This is a genomic window from Microlunatus parietis, from assembly GCF_013407955.1.
GTDB lineage: Bacteria > Actinomycetota > Actinomycetes > Propionibacteriales > Propionibacteriaceae > Microlunatus > Microlunatus parietis.
This window is the reverse complement of sequence record NZ_JACCBU010000001.1, coordinates 3,116,021-3,133,532: the sequence shown is the minus strand read 5'-3', so window position 1 is coordinate 3,133,532 and position 17,512 is coordinate 3,116,021. Positions and strand designations below refer to the sequence as shown.

Below are 17,512 nucleotides of genomic sequence, written 5' to 3'. Positions count from 1 at the left end.
GTCAGGTGGAGAGGGTGAGGGGGAGGGTGAAGCGGGCTCCGGCGGTTATGTCGTAGGTGTAGCCGGCGTTGGCGTCGTCGGGGTCACGCAGGCCGCGGATCAGGGTCTGGTCGCCGAGCTCGAGGACGAACCGGTTGATGCTCACCTTCCGGGCACCGACGATCTTGTAGCTGCCGTTGCGCTCGCCGTCGGTCGCGACGTGGACATAGAGTCCGGTCAGCGTCGCCGGGTCGAAGCGGGGGCCGTGGCGGCCGTCGGCGAGGTCGACGGTGAGTTCGTTCCGGTCGGTCAGCTCCCGGGTGAAGTCGGCGACCGTACCCTCGAACCGGGAATGGGAGCGCTGGCCCTGCTCGCCGAGCAGCCGGCAGTCGTGCAGGAAGTGGTGCCGCTCCTCGCCGTCCTGCAGGGTGCAGACACCGAACCGGCCGCGGAACCGCAGGCGCCCGTCGATCACATACACCTGATCATCGGCGGTCGAGCTGATCACGTAGTCGGTCCGGCCGTCCGCGAAGTCGATCTTGACCGCAGCGACCTGGAATTGATCAACCTCCTGGCCGTCCTCGGTGCGCACCGGGACCAGGGTACGGCCGGTGATCACGCTGTCGCCCGGGTAGGACTCGATCACCGACACGAAGTTGCTGCGTAGCTCCGACCCCTGCCGGTGCGCCAGCAGGTAACGCAGCCGGTCCGGATTGCCCGGCTTGTTCCGCGGCGGGATCCCGTCGGCGAGCGCGACGTCGTCCACCGGGGACAGCAGGGTCAGCCGGAGGCGGGCATCGGGATCCTGAGCGTGGACGTTCCAGTTGTCGGCGATCTTCCAGTCGACCCGGAACGGCCCGGCCGGCGACGTGTCGCGCTGCACCGCGTTGAGGTAGTTGAAGCCGCCGAGCTTGCCGTTCTTGTTGTAGTCAGGATCCTGGAACGGGACGTCCGGACCGGCGTAGGAACCGCCCGCCTGGTCGACGAGGTCGAGGCCGGTCGTGGTCACCGTGCCCTTGGCGCCGTGGAAGCTGAACACGTGATCATCGCCGCCGTCGACCCGGAAGAAGTCCACCAGGTAGGAACGATGATCATCGACCGTGATCATGGTCGTGGTCCGGCGGTACAGCTCGGTCTGCGAGTACGCCCGCGGAGCGTCGACCTCGACCACCCGGACCCGGTCCGAGTCACCGATCAGCCTGGGCAGGGCGACCCAGTGCGCCTTCTGGGAGGACTCGTCGACGACCACCGTGTTGTGGCTCACCGTGGCCATGGTCCAGTTCAACCGCTCAGGGTCGGAGCCGGTCACCTCGGGATAGCCGAGGTCGGGCGCCAGGTCCATCCCGGACGCGTGCACGCCGAGGTTGAGCGTGTCCCGGTGTCCGTGGCCGCCGCTGCGGCCGTAGTAGATCCAGGCGCCCCGGGCGTCCGCGCCGCTGCCTTCGCGGAGGGCCGAGAACCCGTAGCCGGTCTGGTGCACGGTGCCCGGGTTGAATCGGCCCTGTTCGTCGACGATCGTCTGAATCTCGGCGACGACACCCTCCGGCTCGGCGTCGTAGATGTTGCCGCGCAGGTTGGCCGTTGAGTTCCCGTTGCGCTGGAAGATCAACTGGGCGAGCCCGGGGTCCTTGGTCTTGGTGAAGCCCAGCAGGTCCGTCGCGAGTGAACCGACCATCGCCGGCCCGCCGGTGTTGCCGCTGTCGCCGATCGTCGGCGTGTAGCGGGACAGCATCGTGATCGGATAGATCGCGGTGAACATCTTGAGGAACTTGAGATGCCCGAACAGGTCGTAGTCCGGGTATCGCTGATATCCGTCGACGGCGTCGGCGAGCAGCAGGAAGTTCCCCAGCCAGCCGGCGTTGTAGCCGGGTGCCGCCTCGTTGCCCCAGCCGTCCCGGTCGATCTCGTCGATCAGCACCCGGGCCATGTTGCCGCCGGTCACCTCGTAACGACGGCCGTACGGCGCCGCCGGGTCCGCGACCTTGATCAACTCGCCGGGCTTGAAGACGAAGTCGAGCCACTCCTTGCTGGTGTTCTCCTCGTCCTGTACCACCGCCGCGAGCGCGAGCACGCTCTGGTGCATGCCCGTGTTGCCGCGGATCCGAGAGTTCTGCACCGCGGGATAGACGAGCCGGACGATGTGATCCTCGACGTGCTTGCGGAACTCGGCCGGGGTCGACTTCGGCGTCGTGATCTTGTAACGAGCGGCCTGTGCGGCGACGAAGTCGAGCAGCTCGATGTCGGTGTCGATCGCCGGATAGAAGGCGTCGTAGGCGAGCAGGAAGGCGCGCGCGATCCCGGTCTCCCAGATGTCGTGCAAGATCTTTCCCTGCACCGTATGGACGTTCGGGTCCCCGTTGTCGAAGCCGTTCTCCCACCTGTACGCCGACACGTCCATGGCCGGATAGACGTCGGCGATCCGGTCCAGCAGGACCAGGCCCTTGTGTGCGTACTCGGTCTGGCCGGTGAACAGATAGGCGTCCCGCAGCGAGTTGAGGGCTCGCAGGATGTAACCGTGGAAGGCCTGGCCGCCGCCGGTGTTCCAGACCGCCCAGTGGTTGTAGTACGCGACGAAGGTCCAGGTGTCGCCGTCCGGATCGGTCCAACCCATCCCGTCGTCGACGCCCCAGCCCTCGCCGCGCGCCGGGTAGAGCTCGTTGATCAGGAACTGGGAGCCGCGTTCCCGGGCCAGCACGGGATCGAAGATGCCGTGTTCGTTCAGCCCGGCGGCGTAGAAGGAGGCGAAGTCGTTGCTGGGGTAGCGCTCGCCGGTGACCGGGCTCTGCAGCTTCCACGGGTGGTTGACCGCGTCGATCTTCCAGGGGTAGTTGCCGAACTTGTTGATCTCGGCTCCGTCCGGGCCGGGGCTGCCCTTGATCCGCTGCCGGTAGCGGATCAGCACGCCCAGGCTGCGGGAGACGCTCTGCGGAGTGACGAAGTTCCACCAGAACTCGTCGTCGTGCGCCAGGAACGGGGCGGCGGCAGCCACCGTGGCGTCACGCTGCTGTCGCGCCCAGGGGTAGCGCTCGATGTTGCGGCGGGCGTTCGCGACACGTTCGGCGGTGTAGTAGGTGGAGTGGGTCTTCGTGGCCGAGGTCGGTTCGGCCGCAGCCCGGCTGGTCGCCCAACCGGAGAGCGGCACGGCAAGGGAGAGGCCGGCTCCGGCCTGGAGCAGGCGGCGGCGGGCGATGGGATGCGGGCTGGACTCAGCAGACATTGGCGCGTCCTTCGGGGATCCGGAGAACCCCGAAGTTAAGCGACAGTCACTAATAGGGCAATAGGTGCGGCTGTAATTGACCGCTGGTCGGCCCGAAACAACAACATCCCCGGATCACGGTGGATCCGGGGATGTTGGTGCGGGGAAGGGGTGTCGCGGCGGCTCATGCCGGGCGGGCGACGGGCTGCCGCCGGCCACGGGGTGCGCGAACCTTGGCGGCTCGCCGCTGCTGACGGCGCTCCTCGAGGGCGCGCTTGAGTTCGTACCGCTTCGCGGCCAGGTGGCTCAGGGTCTGGTTCGAGTGGCTGATCCGCGGGTCGAGCATCGACTGGCGATTGAGCTGGCCGTCGAGATCGGCGAGGTGGAACGACATGGTGGGTCTCCTTCTGAGGTGATGACACAACTATGACATCAGAATGACGTCAAAATCAAGAGACAAGACATCGATACTGGGAAGAGTGACGTCAGACGGCGCCGGGTGGTGTCAGGACGGTGCCTGAAGACGCGCAGGAACGATCGTCAGCGAGGTGCGGAACGGAATCGACCCACAGCCGGAACGTCGGGTCAGCCGACGACGACGGTGCCGACGACCGGGGCGCCACCGTTCACTGCGGCGGCGACGGCAAAGGTCGGGCAGAACTTGATCATGGTGGCACCTCCTCGAGGTCGTACGGTCACAGGCCGTGGACGACAGTACGGCGCAACGCCGAGGCCGGCAACCGAATTATCGCGGCCAACGAGATGATCATGGACGCGGCGCGGCGCGAGTGATCGATTCGGGCAGAATCGACCCATGCTGCCCGTCTTCACGCCCGGCTCGGACATCGTCGTCGAGGAACGCTGGCGCGGCCGGCTGTGGAGTGCGGTCCCGCATCGCGTCCTCGCCAGCGGACCGGAGTCCTTGATCACCGCCGTCCCCCGGACGACCCGGATGGTGCTCGCCACCAACCGCGGTCTTCCGGAGGCCGAGGGGCTGACCCGGGACCAGCGCAAGCACGAGGCGCTGAAGACCGGGATCGCGCGCCCGCTGGAGTTCGACGACTGGCTGGACAAGGTCTTCGTCTTCGAACCGGGTCGCTGGGCTCGGGTCAACCTCGCCTGGGATCCCAACCAGGACGGGAAAATCCTCGGTTGGTACGTCAACTTCGAGCTGCCGCCGGCCGGGACCGCCGCGGGGTTGTGGGGCAAGGACCTGGTGCTCGACCTGTTCGTCTACGCCGACGGAAGCTGGGCCTGGAAAGACGCCGAGGAGTTCGACCGGGCGCTCGACGACGGGCTGTTCGCGCCGTCCCTGCGCAGGATCCTGGAAGCGGAGGCCGAACGGGTCCTCGATGATCATGCGCACCGGCGCGGCGCCTTCGATCCGGCCCTGTTGGACCTGCGGCCCGAGTCGGCCGACGTTCCCGTACTGCCGGCCGACTACGCGCCGGACGGGGATCGCTGGCGTCGGACCTATCCGGTGCAGGCGATCCCGCACGAGTCATGATCAATTGATCTTGGCGCGGGCCCGGTCACTGCGAGTGGGGTGGCAGGGGCCAGTCACCCGGAGGCTCGGCCGCCGGCCGCGGCGCGGGCGGTGCCGGCATTGAGGTCGGGGCCTGGTGCCCGGTCGGTGGCGGCTGCGGCGGGCCGGCTCCGAGCCACGGCGGCGAGGTCGGCGGTGGTTGGCTGGGCGCGCCCGGTCCGCCGTTGGTCTGCCGGGCCTGGCGGGCCGACTGCGGCGTGGCGCCGGGCTCGCCCTCGGCTCGTGGCCGCAGGACCACGGCAGTGCCGTACGCACAGGCCTCGACCAGCTGCTCAGCCAGTTGGCTGAGGTCGTAGCGCATCCCGACGACGGCGTTCGCCCCTCGCTCGGCGGCTTCGATCCAGAGCCGGTTCATGGCCGCGGCGCGGCACTGCTGGACCAGAGTCTCCCTCGTCGCCGTTCCCGCGGCCGGGCCGTCGGAAGCGGTGTAGCTGCCCCAGCCGTAGTTGTTGTAGGCCACCGCACCCATGGTCTCGCCCAGGACCTCGACGATCTCGTAGCCCGCCACCTCGTCCGTTGTCACGATGATCACGAGGGCTATTCCACCAGGTCAGCGTGCCGGGCGCCGCCGAACTGCACCGATCCAGCTCGCACCGAGCACCGCAACCTCCAGCACCAGCGCCGGTCCGCCGACGATCGACCACAACCCGGGCCCGAGTGGGCGGACCAGCAACGCCGGGTCGGAGACGGCGATCGCGACCGTCTGCAGGATCAGCAGCAGCCCGCCGATCCCGACCAGGACGGCGACCGGCCAGCGTGGCCTGGAAGCCGTGGCCACGGACCAGGCGCCGAAGGCCAGCGCGAAGGCGATCACCGAGAGTCCGAGGCCGAAGGTCAGGTACTCCACCCAGGGCCGCCAGCCGGCCAGGGCTAAGCCGTACGTATTGACGCCGGTGTGGACGATGCCGAGGACGGCGACGAAGATCGCCCCGATCCGCCCGGTGATCAACGCGACGCGGCCGGCGCGGGTGCGGACGTGATCAAGGCCAGGAGATCGGAGCGACGAAGTGGTCATGGCCCAAGCCTCGATCGCCGTACCACGGAAATGATCACCCGCTCGGGGGAGGCCGCTCCCTGTCGACAGGGGAATCGGGTCAGTTGAGGCGTTCGGTGAGGTGGACGGTCACCTCGTCGCCGTCGGCCTTGCCCAGCGTCTTCCGAATCTCGGCGTTGACCGGCAGCTTGTGAGTGCCGTCGCCGAGGGCCATGAACGCGCCCTTGAACGGCAGCCCGTCGACGGTGCCGGCCACCTTGACCAGCCCGCGGGTGCCGAAGATCGTCGCCGAGTCCGGAAGCTGTACGCAGGTCCAGGTGTCTCCGGGCCGGACCTTGCCGAGCACGGCGCTGAACGTGAGGTCGATCGGCCCCTTGGTGTCGGACATGGTGCACTCCTCTGGTTGGTCTTTCGCTCATGATGACTCGCTCCGTACCGGAAAGTCATCGGCCGTCGACCAGCGCGGCCGCCTGCGCGCGAACCTCCTCGGGTGACCGTGACGCATCGACGGTTTCGAGCGGCCAGCCGGCCTCGGCCGCGGCCTGGAGCTCGAGCTCTGTGGCCGCATTGTGGTGCGTCGCCCAGGCCGTGATCCGGTCTCGTCGTTCCGGCTGATCATGCCCGGCGGCTCGGGCGATCCGGTCGTAGCGGTCGAGCCAGTCCTCGCCGCGTTCGGCCGCGGCCCGGTCGACGGCCTGCCCGATCGGCACGCACAGCCGAAGTTGAAGCACCCGTCCGCCGGCCAGCGCGCGGACCCGCCGCAGATGCCGCACGTAACCGGGCCGGTCGGCCAGGGCCCAAGGAAGATCACCGGCCATGCCCGACGGGCACCAGTCCATGATCGCCACGGCGTCCTGGGGAAGCCCGGCCAGCCAGCTGCCGTACGCCTCCTCGAACTCCGCCGGGACGGGATGCCCGCTGCCACGGAAGCCGGCCGCGACCCGGGCGAAGGACGGCCGGGTGAACAGTTCCTCCTCGCCGAACCGGTCCACCGGACGGTCCCGGCCCAGCGTCGCGGCGAGGCCCTCGGCCAGGGTCGACTTGCCGGCGCCCGCCGGGCCGGACATCGTGATCCAGAGTGCGGGCCTCACAGGCCGATGGAGCGGGTCGGCGTGTTCGACAGTCCGTTCCGGACCAGGTCGATGATCTTGGCGCGTGGAACCTGATCAAGCTCGGCGTCGGTCAGCCAGGCCGCCTGGTCGGAGCTGCCGTCGACCTCGTGGCGCAGCTCGCCGCCGACGATCTCGACGCCGTACACGATGTTGACGCTGTGCAGATCGTGGCCGGAGGTAGTCGTCCACCGGTTGGTGTGGATGCCGAGGAGCTCGGTGACCCGGACCAGATAACCGGTCTCCTCCTCGACCTCCCGGACGACCCCCTGCTCCGGATGCTCGCCATGATCAACTCCGCCACCGGGAAGACCCCAGGTGCCGGACCGGTAGCGGGACAGCAAGATCGAACCGTCCTCGGCTCGACAGACGGCGTACGCACCGATGCGTTGGAGGCGTTGATCAGTGGGGGACACGATCCAAGACCGTACCCTGACCTCTTGTGACGACGAGAGTGACCACGGTCGATGTGGGCGGGCTGGACGAGGTTGTCGGCGTACTGCGGGAGTGGCAGATCGAGGGCGCGCCGATGCAGCTGCATCCCGGGGATATCGGATGGTTCCGGCGCTTCGGGGCGGACGCGGCGGCGAAGGCGCTCCGAACCTGGCGTCGCGACGGCCGGATCGTCGCGCTTGGCCTGCTCGACGGAACGGACCTGCTGCGGCTGACCACCGCGCCGGACCTGCGGCGCGACGACGAGCTGGCGAGCCGGATCGTCGAGGACGTGGACGATCCCGGCCGCGGCGTTCTCGGCAAGGGCCGGGTGTCGGTCGAGGCACCGGCCGACGCCCTGGTGCGCGACACGCTCGCCGAGGCCGGCTGGTCGGTCGGTGAACCGTGGAGCCCGTTCCGCCGCAAGCTCGCCGAACCGGTCCCGGATCCCGCCCTTCGGGTCGAGGTGATCGGACCGGACCGAGCCGAGCAGCGGGCCGCCGTGCAGCGGGCATCGTTCGACGGTTCCACCTTCACCGCGGACCTGTGGAAGACGATGGCGGACGGCCCGCAGTACGCCGACGCCCGCTGCCTCATCGGGTACGACAGCGAAGACGCCGCGGTCGCGGCCGTCACAGTCTGGTCGGCCGGTCCGGCCCGGCCAGGTCTGATCGAGCCGCTCGGCGTACATCGTGATCACCGAGGCCACGGCCACGGCCGAGCGATCACCCTCGCCGCGGCCATCGCCCTTCGTGATCTTGGTTCGTCGAGCGCCGTCGTCTGCACCCCGACCGCCAACCTCGGCGGCGTAGCCACCTACCGCTCGGCGGGCTTCGAACTTCTCCCGGACCAGACCGACCTGACCCGGGACGCCTGACTCCAGGATCAGGGACGGCTGCTTCGTGGCGTGAGCCTGACGGTGCGCAGGCGTTCGTAGAACTTCTCATGGTGTGCGCTGAATTCCGCAAGGCGCGGCGTGTTGGCCACGGTGGCCGGGTAGTCGGTGGCCGGGTCCGAGAACTGAGTGCTCCCGGCAACAGTCTCGTGCCATTCATCGGTCAGCCGCCATTCCGTACGGTGCCCGGTGTCCCAGGTCAGGGAGTCCTCCCGGAAGGGAATTCCGACCGCGCGACAGTACAAGATCATCATCTGCTCGGGATCGGCGACAAGATCAGCGGCGTCGATCACGGGTGGAGGTGTGGCTGACAGCTCGGAAGCCCGCGCATGGGCGTCCCAGAGATTCTCGACACCCACCTCTCCACACCGCATGTCCGGCTTGATCGCGGAGAAGGACGCCGCGATCTCAGCCGGGCGCCGAGACCCTAGACATCGGATCGCTGCAGATGAACGCGACCGCCGGAGCTGGTGAAGCTCGCTACCTCCTCGCGTGGGAGGCGGACCCTGTCGTACTCACGAGGTTGGACGATCAGCCACTTCGGTCCCAGCGATGGAAGTGCACCTGGGACTCGCCGAATCACGGCTGCTGCCCCGGTGAAAGTCCGCCAACTAGGCTCCGCTGGCCTGACCGACCGCCGGAACGGGCTCCAACGATGCGCCTCACGATGAACGGTCGTGGCATCGCCATCGCAGCTTCGACATCACCGAACGGACCGCTTGACCGGCAGAACGCGCCGAATGCGAGGTCGTATCGTCCGCTCAGTGAATTGCGCCACCACCCCGAACTGAGACTGGACAGGAAACGCCGGAGCGACTCATGCGAATCGATCCGGCGTTCCACGTCGAGGGCTTGGCCCGCGTTGGCGGAGGATAGGGGATTCGAACCCCTGAGGGCGTTAACCCAACCCGCTTTCCAAGTCCGCCAACGGGTGTTCGGCCGGACAACTCCCACCGTGAACCGGCTCGGCTGCCGTCGGTCGTCTCCCATCCCGAACGTCGGCGAACGGTGGCGACTGAGACTAGAACTGAGACTAGAACGACCCTCGCCACACCTGCCCCGTCCCCCTCGTAGGCGCCCGTTTTTGGCTGGAACGGAGCGCGTCAAGGGTAAGAGCAGACGAGTTCCTGACACCCGCTCCGAAACGGTTGGTGCCCCGTCTTGATCAACCTCGATCACACCCGACGCGTTCGGTCGACACCTGCCGACTCTGACTCATCCGGCGTCGACGGACATGAGCTGGCGAACCGCTCCACCGCTTGGCCGGCACACCGTCTGAGCAGGACACGAAGGCGTTTCGGAGCGGGTGTCAGGAACTCGTCTGTGGCCCTTGACGCGTGGAGTGGAGGCCAAACACTGGTCCTACGAGGGGGACGGGGCACCGCGACGTCAGAACCGAACCTGATCAGCGCCGGACCTCGTTATGAGCGGCCGGGCAGAGTGGCGGCGTGCCAGAGCGCCGCCCGGCCGCAGGCGGCCCGGAGGGCCGCCCTTGAAATCTAAGAGAGGTCAATTCGACAGGTCCACAACATCGGCTCGTCGAGAGGTCGGAATCATCCAGGATGAGGCTCCGACCGGCTGCTCAGCCGGGCAGCATCGGCAGCCCGCAGGAGCGCGAGGCGTTCAGTGAGGGGGCCCGTACTCGTAGGCTCGAATGGTGGCTTTCGCTGAGCGAGGATCTCAATCAGAGATTCCCGAGCCATGCGCTGAAGAACCGGGCGTCCATCTGATTCGTCATAGATTCGATAAAAGGAAACATCTGGATATCGTTCCTGGAATTCATACACCATGCTTATGCGCGATTCCTGGAATGCTGGGCCTACATAGATCCCGGTTAGCGCGGTGCGAATGTCGAGTTCGCGCGGATGCATGGAGCCGGTTGGATCTAGAAAGAGGAGTCGATACTCGTGCTCGCTCTGCCAATCGCTGTGTTTCCGCAGGAACAAGGTCTGGTAGTGCCTTTCGATATAATGACTCAAGGCAGCGTCAAGACCGAACTCTCGCATGTATTCGTATCGAACCTCAGAGATTGGCACAAGGCTAAATTCATCTAGGTAGTACTCAACGTCTCCGTAGAAGACCGGACCGTATTCGGCGAGCTGCTGTCGTAGGCAGTCTTCGAGTTTCGTAGCGCTAAACTCAAGACAGATACCGGAATGGCGGCCCGCATAGTGCGCCCATTGCGCAGCATGGGACCACCCTGTGAGCTCATCACCAAATGCCATCGATCCATCTGTCATGTAGTCGCGCGTGAAGCACGCTACCTTCATTTGCGTACCGAGGTACGTCCTTGTGTACTGATTCACAGCCATACCATCTTGCCCGGATGGTTGGATGTCACTATCTGTGTTCACCACGAATCCGTTGATATTGCGCTTTGACTCGCGCGGATCGTTGACATTCGCGAACGATGAAAGTCGAATCTTGCCACTGCTGAGTATTCCGAGTAGCGCAGCTTCGGAACTCGTGTAGTGATAAACGTTGTCGGTTGGATTGGCTGAATAGCCAGGCCCAGTCCGTATTGCCATGCTGTCCCCCCATTTGCTCACTCGATCCGCAACGACACCTCCAGGACTGATCGGCGTCGCCTGATCAGCAGTATGGGGGCACGATCTCGTCTACGGGGCCGGATGGTCGGATTCGAGTCGATCTGCTGCAATCCGAGGCGCGTAGGGCGTGGTTACGTGCCTTGGCCCCTTCGGGCCGGGCTGGTACCGGAGGAGGACAACCCCTCCAATCTGCTGCACAGCCTCCAGCTCCATGCGATTGTCAGAGGTCCATGGATACTTGCCATCGGCAACGAAACGCGGAGCCTGCGAGTTTCCTACAAAGAACGGGGCAACAACGAGTTGCAGCTCATCTACGAGGCCAGCAGTCAAGAATTGCGTGTGCATCGTCTGACCGCCTTCGACCATAAGGCGCTCAATTCCACGGGCGGCAAGATCGGTCAAGATCCGGCTGAGGTCGAGTGATTCGCCAGCGTCGATGACAATTACGGAAGAATTCTCGGCGAGCAACGCGGTCGTCTTCGTCGCTGCTTCGCTGGGGCAGTAGACGAGCTTCTCTACGTCACCTGCCGTAAAGAACTTCGATTCGGGGTTTAGGTTTCCGGTCCCGGTGAGCGTGACCTTCGTCGGGCTGGCTGGTAGGCCTGCTGCGACGCGGGCGGCCTGGCGGTCATCGGAGCGGACGAGCAAGCGAGGGTTGTCCTGGCGGATCGTGGAGGCGCCAACGAGGATGGCGTCAACCTTGGCTCGCTCGGCGTCGACGCGGTCGAAGTCCTCATCGTTGGACAACAACAGGCGGCGGTCGGTTGCGTCATCGATGTATCCATCAATGGACATCGCGCAGCTTAGGAGCACGTGGGGCCGCGTCATCTCGTCACTCATCTACTTCTCCCGATTCCTGGATCGTGCCCGTAATCTCACGTTCGACAATCTGCGCGTACTCGTCAGCATTTGCGGTAGCGAGTGCAGCGAAACTCTCATCACTTAGCCATGTCCGGTATTTGGGGTCGCGCTCCAGCATTTCGTACACACGGGCAGCAGTTCCGCCGCTGGCCGGCATCGGAAGAATCTTCTGATTCGCGGATAACGCGAGGTGGGCTTCGACCAGGGTTCCCTTGCCGCCGCCAACGATGAGCATGTACTCAACATCGCGGACTACGTTCGCGTGGCCGATGATGCCGCCGATTGTGGTCAGACCGGGCGGTTTGTCGTTGTCGGCGATGTAGGTCAGGACCTCTGTTCCGACACCGACCGGACCGTGGTTGACCTGGAACCGGTGACGGAGAAGTAGACCGGCAAGCGCCCGCACAGCTGCGTCAACGATCTGGCGGGGGGCATCGTCCGTCCGGCTCCCGCAGATGGCCACATGGTGGGGCTGTTCGGCGCTGGCTGCCAGCGACCAACCTGTGATGACCGGGCTCGGGGCACCGGCCTTGCGCATCTGCGAGATGCGGCCAGGTGTGAGTCCGACGGCCTTCGCCACCTGGTCCTGGGTCATGCCAGCGGCGAGGGCTTCCTCGATTGCCTGGCGCCGCATCCTCGACGCGTCGGTGACGGCTGCCTGGTACTGGGTGAGCAGACGGCTCAGCGTGCGGGCGCGCTCGATCGGATCCTCGATCTCCGCAGCGCCCTTCAGTAGATCCTGGTCGCTCACTGTCGCCTCTCCAACCCATTGCCAGAGGCCAACTTTAGCCCCCCTGTTGATTTCTCCGCGAACCTGTGTCTATAGTCCCTCTATAGTGACGTTAGACCCCCTAAACTTGAGGAGCTTGAGATGGCGATCTACGCGGTGGACAGCAAGCGGCAGCAGATGGTGGCGACGGGGAACGTGGCGCCGGTGAATGAGTGGATGGACACGCCGAACGGTCGGCGTCAGTCGGATGAGCAGGCCCGTGACGCCGATACCGGGATGCTGCTGTGGGAGGTCGAGGTTCTGTATCAGTCGGTGTCGTTCGGCAAGCACGTGACGGTGACGGCTCCGGTCCAGGCCGGCTCGGATGCTCAGCCGGACGTGAAGGCGTTCACGCCGGTGGAGTTCGTCGACCTGGTCTGCTCGGCCAACGTCACCAAGGGTGGTGGGCTGCGGGAGTCGTGGCGGGCTGAGCGGCTGGCGGACGGGAAGCCGGGTCGTGCTGCTGGTCAGGGTGCGAAGCCGGAAGGGCAGGCCGCGTAATGGAACCGGTCAGCCTGCGGGTGCCGCTGGCCGCGCCGATCACGGCCGCGTGTGTGTCCTACCCGACGGCCCCGCCGATCTTGTCGGTGTGGACCTCGCGGTACTTCCTGACCTTCCTGGCCGGAACCCGGACCGTGACTCCGCTGGACGTGGAAGCGGTCCGGCACCTGGCGAACGTGATGCGTGAATTCGCCGACGAACTTCAGCAGCACATGGAACGAGAGGACGATTCCATGATCAACATCGGAGGTGCAGCATGATCACGCTGAACGTACACCTCGACTCGACGACGAAGATCGACCACACGGAGTTCCCGAAGGGCCAGGTCAGTCATACGTTCGTCGCGATCAAGATCGGGCCTGAAACGAGCCTGATGGCTGACGATCCGGCTGATCTTGATCGGCTGATCGAGGCCTGCAAGCAGGCTCGCCGGTTCCTGGTCCAGGAAGCCGCCCGGGAGGCAATGGCGTCGCAGCCTGACCTGCTGGCTGATCTTGAGCAGGTGAACCGGTCATGAGCCGCAAGGAAGCGGTGCAGGTGCGGCGGAAGTCGCTTGGTGTCCCGGTGTGGCTGCAGGTCGTGGCCGTGATCTGGGTCGGTGTCGGGCGGTTCGTCCGGTTCCTGTGCACGACGCCGATCTTCGGCGGGCCGCTGCTGGTCCTGGCTGGGCTGGTCGCTATCGGGCTCCGCTGGGGCGCGAACACGATGATGATCATCGGTATCAGCCTGATCCTGGGCTCGGTGGTCGGCGGGTTCGTGTGGCAGCGCAAGGCGCCGGACTCGTTCCTGCGGTGGGTGTCCGGCCCGGCACGTGGCCAGTGGCGGCGGCTGGCGGTGTATCGGCGGTTCTGGCAGCCGGGCATGGCTGAGGCGAAACTGACCCGGGGCACGGCTGACCGGGAACGGCTGCCGAAGCTTGGCCGGGTCCAGTCCTCCCGGTACACCGACCGGGTACGGGTGCAGGTGCTGCGCGGTCAGAAGATGTCGGACTGGGCGATGGAAGCGACGCGGCTGGCGCAGGCCTTCGACGTGGAACACGTCCGGGTCGTGACGGTGTGGAAACGGCAGTCCAAGCGGGCGATCAAGGCCCGGAAGCTGCCGGACCGGAACCGGCAACAGCTTGACCTGATCGCGCTGCGGCGTGACCCGCTCCGCGATGGTGTCGCCTCGATTGATCATCCGATCGAGGACGAACTGAACCAGGCCGACACGGTCGATCTGTCCGCGCTGCCGATCGGCTGGACCGAGGACGCGACCCTGTATCGGCTGCCGCTGCTGGGCAATCACACTCTGAACGTCGGGTGTACGGGTGCGGGTAAGGGCTCGTTCATCTGGAACGTCGGTAAGGCGCTCGGGCCTGCGATCCGGTCGGGCCGGGTGCGGCTGCTCGGGATCGATCCGAAGCTGATCGAGCTCCCGTTCGGCGAGGACATGTTCCACGAGCTCGTCACCGGCGATGTGGTGGACGAGACCGAGGAACCCGACGCTGCCAAGGCCAACGATGCCGTACTGATCAACTTCGCCGAAGCGCTGGAACGGTGGGCACGGCTGATGTCGGACCGGCTGAAGCAGATGAAGGGCAAGTCACGGCTGCACATCCCGACGCCGGCCGAACCGCTGTATGTGATCTTCATCGATGAGATGGCGGCGCTGACCTGCTACATCACCGACCGCAAGATCAAAGACCGGATCGCCTCGGTGCTGGCCCGGATCCTCACCCAAGGCCGCGCACCCGGCTTCATCGTGATCGGGTGCACCCAAGACCCGCGCAAGGAAGCCGTTCCGCAACGCGGCCTGTTCACCGTGCGGCTCGGGATGCGGCTGAACGAAGCCGGAGACACCGAAATGATCTTGGGCAAGGACGCCATCGAACGCGGCGCCCTGTGTCACGAGATCGACCGGAACATGCCCGGCACGGCCTACGCCCTGGTCGATGGCATCCCCGAGGCCGTACGGCTCCGGTTCCCCTGGATCAGTGACGACGACATCCGCGAGATGGCGCAGTACTACCGGCCCCGCTCGGCGGCGCCGACCCTGCAGGCGGTGGCCTGATGTCCGGCCGGGTGCGCGTCGTCGTCGTGGCGGGCCTGGTGCTGGCGGCGCTGGTTCTGGTCGCCGTGTTCGCGGCCTGGCTGGTCGGTGAGGTCTCGTCCGGGAACTTCCTCGCGCTGCTGTGGGTGCTGCCGTTTCCGGTCGTGGCCTGGCTGATCCGGAGCGCGCACGCTGACGGGATGGACAAGTGATGATCACCGAGCCGGTACAGCTTCCGCTGCCGTTCCTGCCCGGCCTGCTCGCCCACCATCGGGCCGTCCTGGTCGAGGTCGCTTCCGGGTCCTGGCAGCGCCGCGCTGCATGCCGTGATGGTCGCCCGGATGACTGGTTTCCCGAAGATGAGCAGGACGGCTCTGCGGCCTTCGAACCGCGCCGGGTCTGCGGTGGGTGCCCGGTGGCCCGTCAGTGCCTCTCGTGGGCGCTCCTGGCCGATGAGCAAGGTATCTGGGGCGGCACCACCGGGACGGAACGGGACGCGATCCTGGCCGACCTCGGCTCCGGGCTGCCCCTCGGCCGTGTCCCGGCAACCGAAGCGCTGGCGGCGTGACCATGCCCGATCAAGAACCGCTCTTCACGCGCGAACCCGAGCCGGAGCCGGTACCCGAACCGGTCACCGCCACCGATCCCGATCTTGTCTACCGCCCTGCTCGGCCGGGTGAGTGTGACTGCCTGCAATGCCGAGCCCTACGCATCGTCCGCGCCCGCCAACGCCAAACGAGAGGAGGCCAATCATGATCACGGAACCAGCGGCGACGATCACTGAACTGGCCGACGCTCGCAACCTCGAAATCGCGGGCAAGACGCCATCCGTCCAAGGGCTGACCGATCTGGCCGTCAAGCACGGCGTCTGTGTCCGGCCGGTGCTGCAACGGCTGATCGACACCACGACAGGCGAGACCCGAATCGTGCCGATCCCGTGCGGCACCACCCGCGCCGACCGCTGCCCACCGTGCGCGGACCGTAACCGCAAGCTGCGGATGACCCAATGCCGCGAGGGCTGGCACCTCGAGGACGAACCCGAGACCGACGATCACGACACCACCGAGGACGCCGACGAAGACGAGGACCAGGGCAACGACGGCGATGGCGACGGCGGCGCTGACGATGATCAAGACCGGCGTGTGCGGTCCACCCGCCGCCGCCAAGACGTGCCCGACCTGCCGAAGGGTGACCGCCGTGACGGCACCGTGGCCCGTCAACTGACCTCGCCCAACGGCAACAGCTATCGGCCGTCGATGTTCTTCACTGTCACCCTGGGCAGCTACGGCCCGGTGCATGCCGAGTCCGGCCGTTGCCGCTGCGGTGAACACCACCGGCCCGGCTCCCCGCTGGCCGGTATGCCGCTGTTCCCGCACCGGTACGACTACCGCCGCGCCGCGCTCGACGTGCTCCACTTCGGCAAGCTCGTGGACCGGCTCTGGAAGAACCTGCGCCGGGTGGCCGGGTTCGAAATGCAGTACTTCGCCACCGTTGAACCTCAACGCCGCGGGGCGATGCACCTGCACGTCGCCACCCGTGGCGCCATGACCGGCAGCCTGCTCCGGGAGGTCGTGGCCGCGACGTATCACCAACTGTGGTGGCCACCGCACGACACCCCGGTCTACACCGATCCGGCCCGTATGCCGATCTGGAATGCCGACCTCGGCGCGTTCGTGGACCGCTCCACCCGTCGTCCGCTGCCGACCTGGAGTGAAGCGCTGGACGCTGTCGATGCCGACCCGGCTGCTCGGCCGGCACACGTCTCCCGGTTCGGTCCGCAGGTCGATCACAAGTGGCTTCTGGCCGGATCGGACCGCACCGAACGGGTGATCGGCTACCTGTGCAAGTACCTCACCAAGTCCGTCTCCGACACGCTCTCCGGCGAAGATGATCATGATCCGGCCGCTGTGGCTCGGACTCACCACCTGGACCGGCTGCATGCCCAAGTCCGTACCCTGCCGTGCTCGGACGAGTGCGCGAACTGGCTCCGCTACGGCGTCCAGCCGAAGGGTGCCAACGGCAAGATCACCGCTGGCCACTGCCGCCGCAAAGCCCACCGGAGAGAGAACCTCGGCTACGGCGGCCGCCGCGCCCTCGTTTCCCGGCGCTGGACCGGCAAGACCCTCACAGAACACCGGGCCGACCGCGCCGAAGTCGTGCGCCAGGTCCTCACCGCCGCCGGAATCGACATGCCCGACCCCGACGAATATTCGGCAAATGCGCCCGATGAGACCGGCCAGCCTCGCTACCGGTGGGAAGTCGTCAAGCTCGAAGACCCCGACCGGCCGAGCTATGTCGACATCGTCGGCCCCGCCGTCAACCAACGCCACCGCTGGCGAGTCCAGTACGACGAAGCCAAACGGGCCGGACCCGTCATTAATTCGGCAACCGCAGCAATGACGACGAAAGGAAGATGATCATGGAACTTGTACCCGACACCACCGTCAGCCTGACCGATGCTCCCGTGCTACTGCTGCGGATTGAGGAGGCGGCTGCCCGGCTCGGAATCGCCCGGACCCTGATGTACCACCTGGTCAGGACCGGTGAGGTTGAGTCGGTCCACGTTGGCCGTCTGCGGCGCGTTCCGGTGGCATGCCTTGAGGAGTACGTAGCTGCTCTGCGGGCTCGGCCGTCTGCAGCGGGGGAGTGA

General features: G+C 66.5%; 21 protein-coding genes. 10 read left to right on the top strand and 11 right to left on the bottom strand.

The window, feature by feature from the left end:
- Position 1: 1 nt before the first annotated feature.
- Both BKA15_RS15120 and BKA15_RS15115 read right to left on the bottom strand, forming a co-directional pair.
- On the bottom strand, positions 2-3,196 hold the full coding sequence (locus BKA15_RS15120; RefSeq protein WP_179752079.1) for a heparinase II/III domain-containing protein: 3,195 nt from the start codon (positions 3,194-3,196) through the stop codon (positions 2-4).
- A gap of 163 nt (positions 3,197-3,359) precedes the next feature.
- Complete coding sequence (locus BKA15_RS15115) at positions 3,360-3,569, bottom strand: hypothetical protein (protein WP_179752077.1); 210 nt, start codon at positions 3,567-3,569, stop codon at positions 3,360-3,362.
- A gap of 420 nt (positions 3,570-3,989) precedes the next feature.
- Between BKA15_RS15115 and BKA15_RS15110 the strand changes: the two genes are divergently transcribed.
- Positions 3,990-4,682, top strand: a complete 693-nt coding sequence (locus tag BKA15_RS15110) for a DUF402 domain-containing protein (protein WP_179752075.1) — start codon at positions 3,990-3,992, stop codon at positions 4,680-4,682.
- Positions 4,683-4,707: 25 nt separating this feature from the next.
- Here the strand turns inward: BKA15_RS15110 and BKA15_RS15105 are convergent, their stop codons facing one another.
- The 5 genes from BKA15_RS15105 to BKA15_RS15085 all read right to left on the bottom strand — a co-directional run bounded on the left by BKA15_RS15105 (position 4,708) and on the right by BKA15_RS15085 (position 7,240).
- Positions 4,708-5,253 carry a YbjQ family protein gene (locus BKA15_RS15105; protein WP_179752073.1) on the bottom strand — a complete coding sequence of 182 codons (546 nt, stop codon included), beginning with the start codon at positions 5,251-5,253 and terminating at the stop codon, positions 4,708-4,710.
- A gap of 18 nt (positions 5,254-5,271) precedes the next feature.
- Positions 5,272-5,736: a hypothetical protein gene (locus tag BKA15_RS15100; RefSeq protein WP_179752071.1), complete on the bottom strand. Its 465-nt coding sequence runs from the start codon at positions 5,734-5,736 to the stop codon at positions 5,272-5,274.
- A gap of 79 nt (positions 5,737-5,815) precedes the next feature.
- Entirely contained in the window at positions 5,816-6,103 is a 288-nt protein-coding gene (locus BKA15_RS15095; RefSeq protein WP_179752069.1) for a DUF1905 domain-containing protein, read from the bottom strand.
- 55 nt (positions 6,104-6,158) lie between these two features.
- Positions 6,159-6,782 carry a nucleoside/nucleotide kinase family protein gene (locus BKA15_RS15090; RefSeq protein ID WP_179752067.1) on the bottom strand — a complete coding sequence of 208 codons (624 nt, stop codon included), beginning with the start codon at positions 6,780-6,782 and terminating at the stop codon, positions 6,159-6,161.
- Between the two features lie 20 nt (positions 6,783-6,802).
- Positions 6,803-7,240 (bottom strand): NUDIX hydrolase, encoded by a 438-nt coding sequence (locus BKA15_RS15085; RefSeq protein ID WP_179752065.1) that lies wholly within the window; start codon positions 7,238-7,240, stop codon positions 6,803-6,805.
- Positions 7,241-7,266: 26 nt separating this feature from the next.
- Between BKA15_RS15085 and BKA15_RS15080 the strand changes: the two genes are divergently transcribed.
- Positions 7,267-8,133, top strand: coding sequence for a GNAT family N-acetyltransferase (locus tag BKA15_RS15080; RefSeq protein ID WP_312879047.1), 867 nt, complete (start codon positions 7,267-7,269; stop codon positions 8,131-8,133).
- Between the two features lie 8 nt (positions 8,134-8,141).
- On the opposite strand, the gene BKA15_RS15075 is transcribed toward BKA15_RS15080, so the two are convergent.
- From BKA15_RS15075 to BKA15_RS15060, 4 genes are all read right to left on the bottom strand, one after another.
- Positions 8,142-8,591: a sulfotransferase-like domain-containing protein gene (locus tag BKA15_RS15075; protein WP_312879690.1), complete on the bottom strand. Its 450-nt coding sequence runs from the start codon at positions 8,589-8,591 to the stop codon at positions 8,142-8,144.
- Between the two features lie 1,113 nt (positions 8,592-9,704).
- Positions 9,705-10,679, bottom strand: coding sequence for a DUF2971 domain-containing protein (locus BKA15_RS15070; protein WP_179752062.1), 975 nt, complete (start codon positions 10,677-10,679; stop codon positions 9,705-9,707).
- 90 nt (positions 10,680-10,769) lie between these two features.
- Positions 10,770-11,540 carry a RibD family protein gene (locus BKA15_RS15065; protein WP_179752061.1) on the bottom strand — a complete coding sequence of 257 codons (771 nt, stop codon included), beginning with the start codon at positions 11,538-11,540 and terminating at the stop codon, positions 10,770-10,772.
- The gene (locus BKA15_RS15060) at positions 11,533-12,312 is read right to left on the bottom strand and encodes a hypothetical protein (protein ID WP_179752059.1); all 780 of its coding nucleotides are present in this window, start codon (positions 12,310-12,312) and stop codon (positions 11,533-11,535) included. Before BKA15_RS15060 ends, BKA15_RS15065 begins: the two co-directional genes overlap by 8 nt.
- A gap of 120 nt (positions 12,313-12,432) precedes the next feature.
- On the opposite strand from BKA15_RS15060, the gene BKA15_RS15055 reads away from it, so the two are divergent.
- The 8 genes from BKA15_RS15055 to BKA15_RS36385 all read left to right on the top strand — a co-directional run bounded on the left by BKA15_RS15055 (position 12,433) and on the right by BKA15_RS36385 (position 17,512).
- Complete coding sequence (locus tag BKA15_RS15055; protein WP_179752057.1) at positions 12,433-12,831, top strand: hypothetical protein; 399 nt, start codon at positions 12,433-12,435, stop codon at positions 12,829-12,831.
- Entirely contained in the window at positions 12,831-13,091 is a 261-nt protein-coding gene (locus BKA15_RS15050; RefSeq protein WP_179752055.1) for a hypothetical protein, read from the top strand. The genes BKA15_RS15055 and BKA15_RS15050 overlap by 1 nt, the downstream gene beginning before the upstream one ends.
- On the top strand, positions 13,088-13,348 hold the full coding sequence (locus BKA15_RS15045) for a hypothetical protein (RefSeq protein WP_179752054.1): 261 nt from the start codon (positions 13,088-13,090) through the stop codon (positions 13,346-13,348). Before BKA15_RS15050 ends, BKA15_RS15045 begins: the two co-directional genes overlap by 4 nt.
- Positions 13,345-14,883, top strand: a complete 1,539-nt coding sequence (locus BKA15_RS15040; protein WP_179752052.1) for a hypothetical protein — start codon at positions 13,345-13,347, stop codon at positions 14,881-14,883. The genes BKA15_RS15045 and BKA15_RS15040 overlap by 4 nt, the downstream gene beginning before the upstream one ends.
- On the top strand, positions 14,883-15,074 hold the full coding sequence (locus BKA15_RS15035) for a hypothetical protein (protein WP_179752050.1): 192 nt from the start codon (positions 14,883-14,885) through the stop codon (positions 15,072-15,074). Before BKA15_RS15040 ends, BKA15_RS15035 begins: the two co-directional genes overlap by 1 nt.
- Positions 15,074-15,430 carry a WhiB family transcriptional regulator gene (locus BKA15_RS15030; protein ID WP_179752048.1) on the top strand — a complete coding sequence of 119 codons (357 nt, stop codon included), beginning with the start codon at positions 15,074-15,076 and terminating at the stop codon, positions 15,428-15,430. The genes BKA15_RS15035 and BKA15_RS15030 overlap by 1 nt, the downstream gene beginning before the upstream one ends.
- Positions 15,431-15,614: 184 nt before the next feature.
- Positions 15,615-17,279: a replication initiator gene (locus BKA15_RS15025; protein ID WP_246322350.1), complete on the top strand. Its 1,665-nt coding sequence runs from the start codon at positions 15,615-15,617 to the stop codon at positions 17,277-17,279.
- A complete protein-coding gene (locus BKA15_RS36385; protein WP_218871336.1) occupies positions 17,276-17,512 on the top strand; it encodes a helix-turn-helix domain-containing protein in 237 nt (78 codons plus the stop codon). Before BKA15_RS15025 ends, BKA15_RS36385 begins: the two co-directional genes overlap by 4 nt.

What these genes read in the sequence shown, in the direction of transcription:
- BKA15_RS15025 (WP_246322350.1), top strand. Translation starts at nt 15,615, where the DNA reads ATGATCACGGAACCAGCGGCGACGATCACTGAACTGGCCGACGCTCGC.
- BKA15_RS36385 (WP_218871336.1), top strand. Translation starts at nt 17,276, where the DNA reads ATGATCATGGAACTTGTACCCGACACCACCGTCAGCCTGACCGATGCT.
- BKA15_RS15055 (WP_179752057.1), top strand. Translation starts at nt 12,433, where the DNA reads ATGGCGATCTACGCGGTGGACAGCAAGCGGCAGCAGATGGTGGCGACG.
- BKA15_RS15030 (WP_179752048.1), top strand. Translation starts at nt 15,074, where the DNA reads ATGATCACCGAGCCGGTACAGCTTCCGCTGCCGTTCCTGCCCGGCCTG.
- BKA15_RS15040 (WP_179752052.1), top strand. Translation starts at nt 13,345, where the DNA reads ATGAGCCGCAAGGAAGCGGTGCAGGTGCGGCGGAAGTCGCTTGGTGTC.
- BKA15_RS15035 (WP_179752050.1), top strand. Translation starts at nt 14,883, where the DNA reads ATGTCCGGCCGGGTGCGCGTCGTCGTCGTGGCGGGCCTGGTGCTGGCG.
- BKA15_RS15065 (WP_179752061.1), bottom strand. Translation starts at nt 11,540, where the DNA reads ATGAGTGACGAGATGACGCGGCCCCACGTGCTCCTAAGCTGCGCGATG.
- BKA15_RS15070 (WP_179752062.1), bottom strand. Translation starts at nt 10,679, where the DNA reads ATGGCAATACGGACTGGGCCTGGCTATTCAGCCAATCCAACCGACAAC.
- BKA15_RS15090 (WP_179752067.1), bottom strand. Translation starts at nt 6,782, where the DNA reads ATGTCCGGCCCGGCGGGCGCCGGCAAGTCGACCCTGGCCGAGGGCCTC.
- BKA15_RS15110 (WP_179752075.1), top strand. Translation starts at nt 3,990, where the DNA reads ATGCTGCCCGTCTTCACGCCCGGCTCGGACATCGTCGTCGAGGAACGC.
- BKA15_RS15115 (WP_179752077.1), bottom strand. Translation starts at nt 3,569, where the DNA reads ATGTCGTTCCACCTCGCCGATCTCGACGGCCAGCTCAATCGCCAGTCG.
- BKA15_RS15050 (WP_179752055.1), top strand. Translation starts at nt 12,831, where the DNA reads ATGGAACCGGTCAGCCTGCGGGTGCCGCTGGCCGCGCCGATCACGGCC.
- BKA15_RS15120 (WP_179752079.1), bottom strand. Translation starts at nt 3,196, where the DNA reads ATGTCTGCTGAGTCCAGCCCGCATCCCATCGCCCGCCGCCGCCTGCTC.
- BKA15_RS15045 (WP_179752054.1), top strand. Translation starts at nt 13,088, where the DNA reads ATGATCACGCTGAACGTACACCTCGACTCGACGACGAAGATCGACCAC.
- BKA15_RS15095 (WP_179752069.1), bottom strand. Translation starts at nt 6,103, where the DNA reads ATGTCCGACACCAAGGGGCCGATCGACCTCACGTTCAGCGCCGTGCTC.
- BKA15_RS15100 (WP_179752071.1), bottom strand. Translation starts at nt 5,736, where the DNA reads ATGACCACTTCGTCGCTCCGATCTCCTGGCCTTGATCACGTCCGCACC.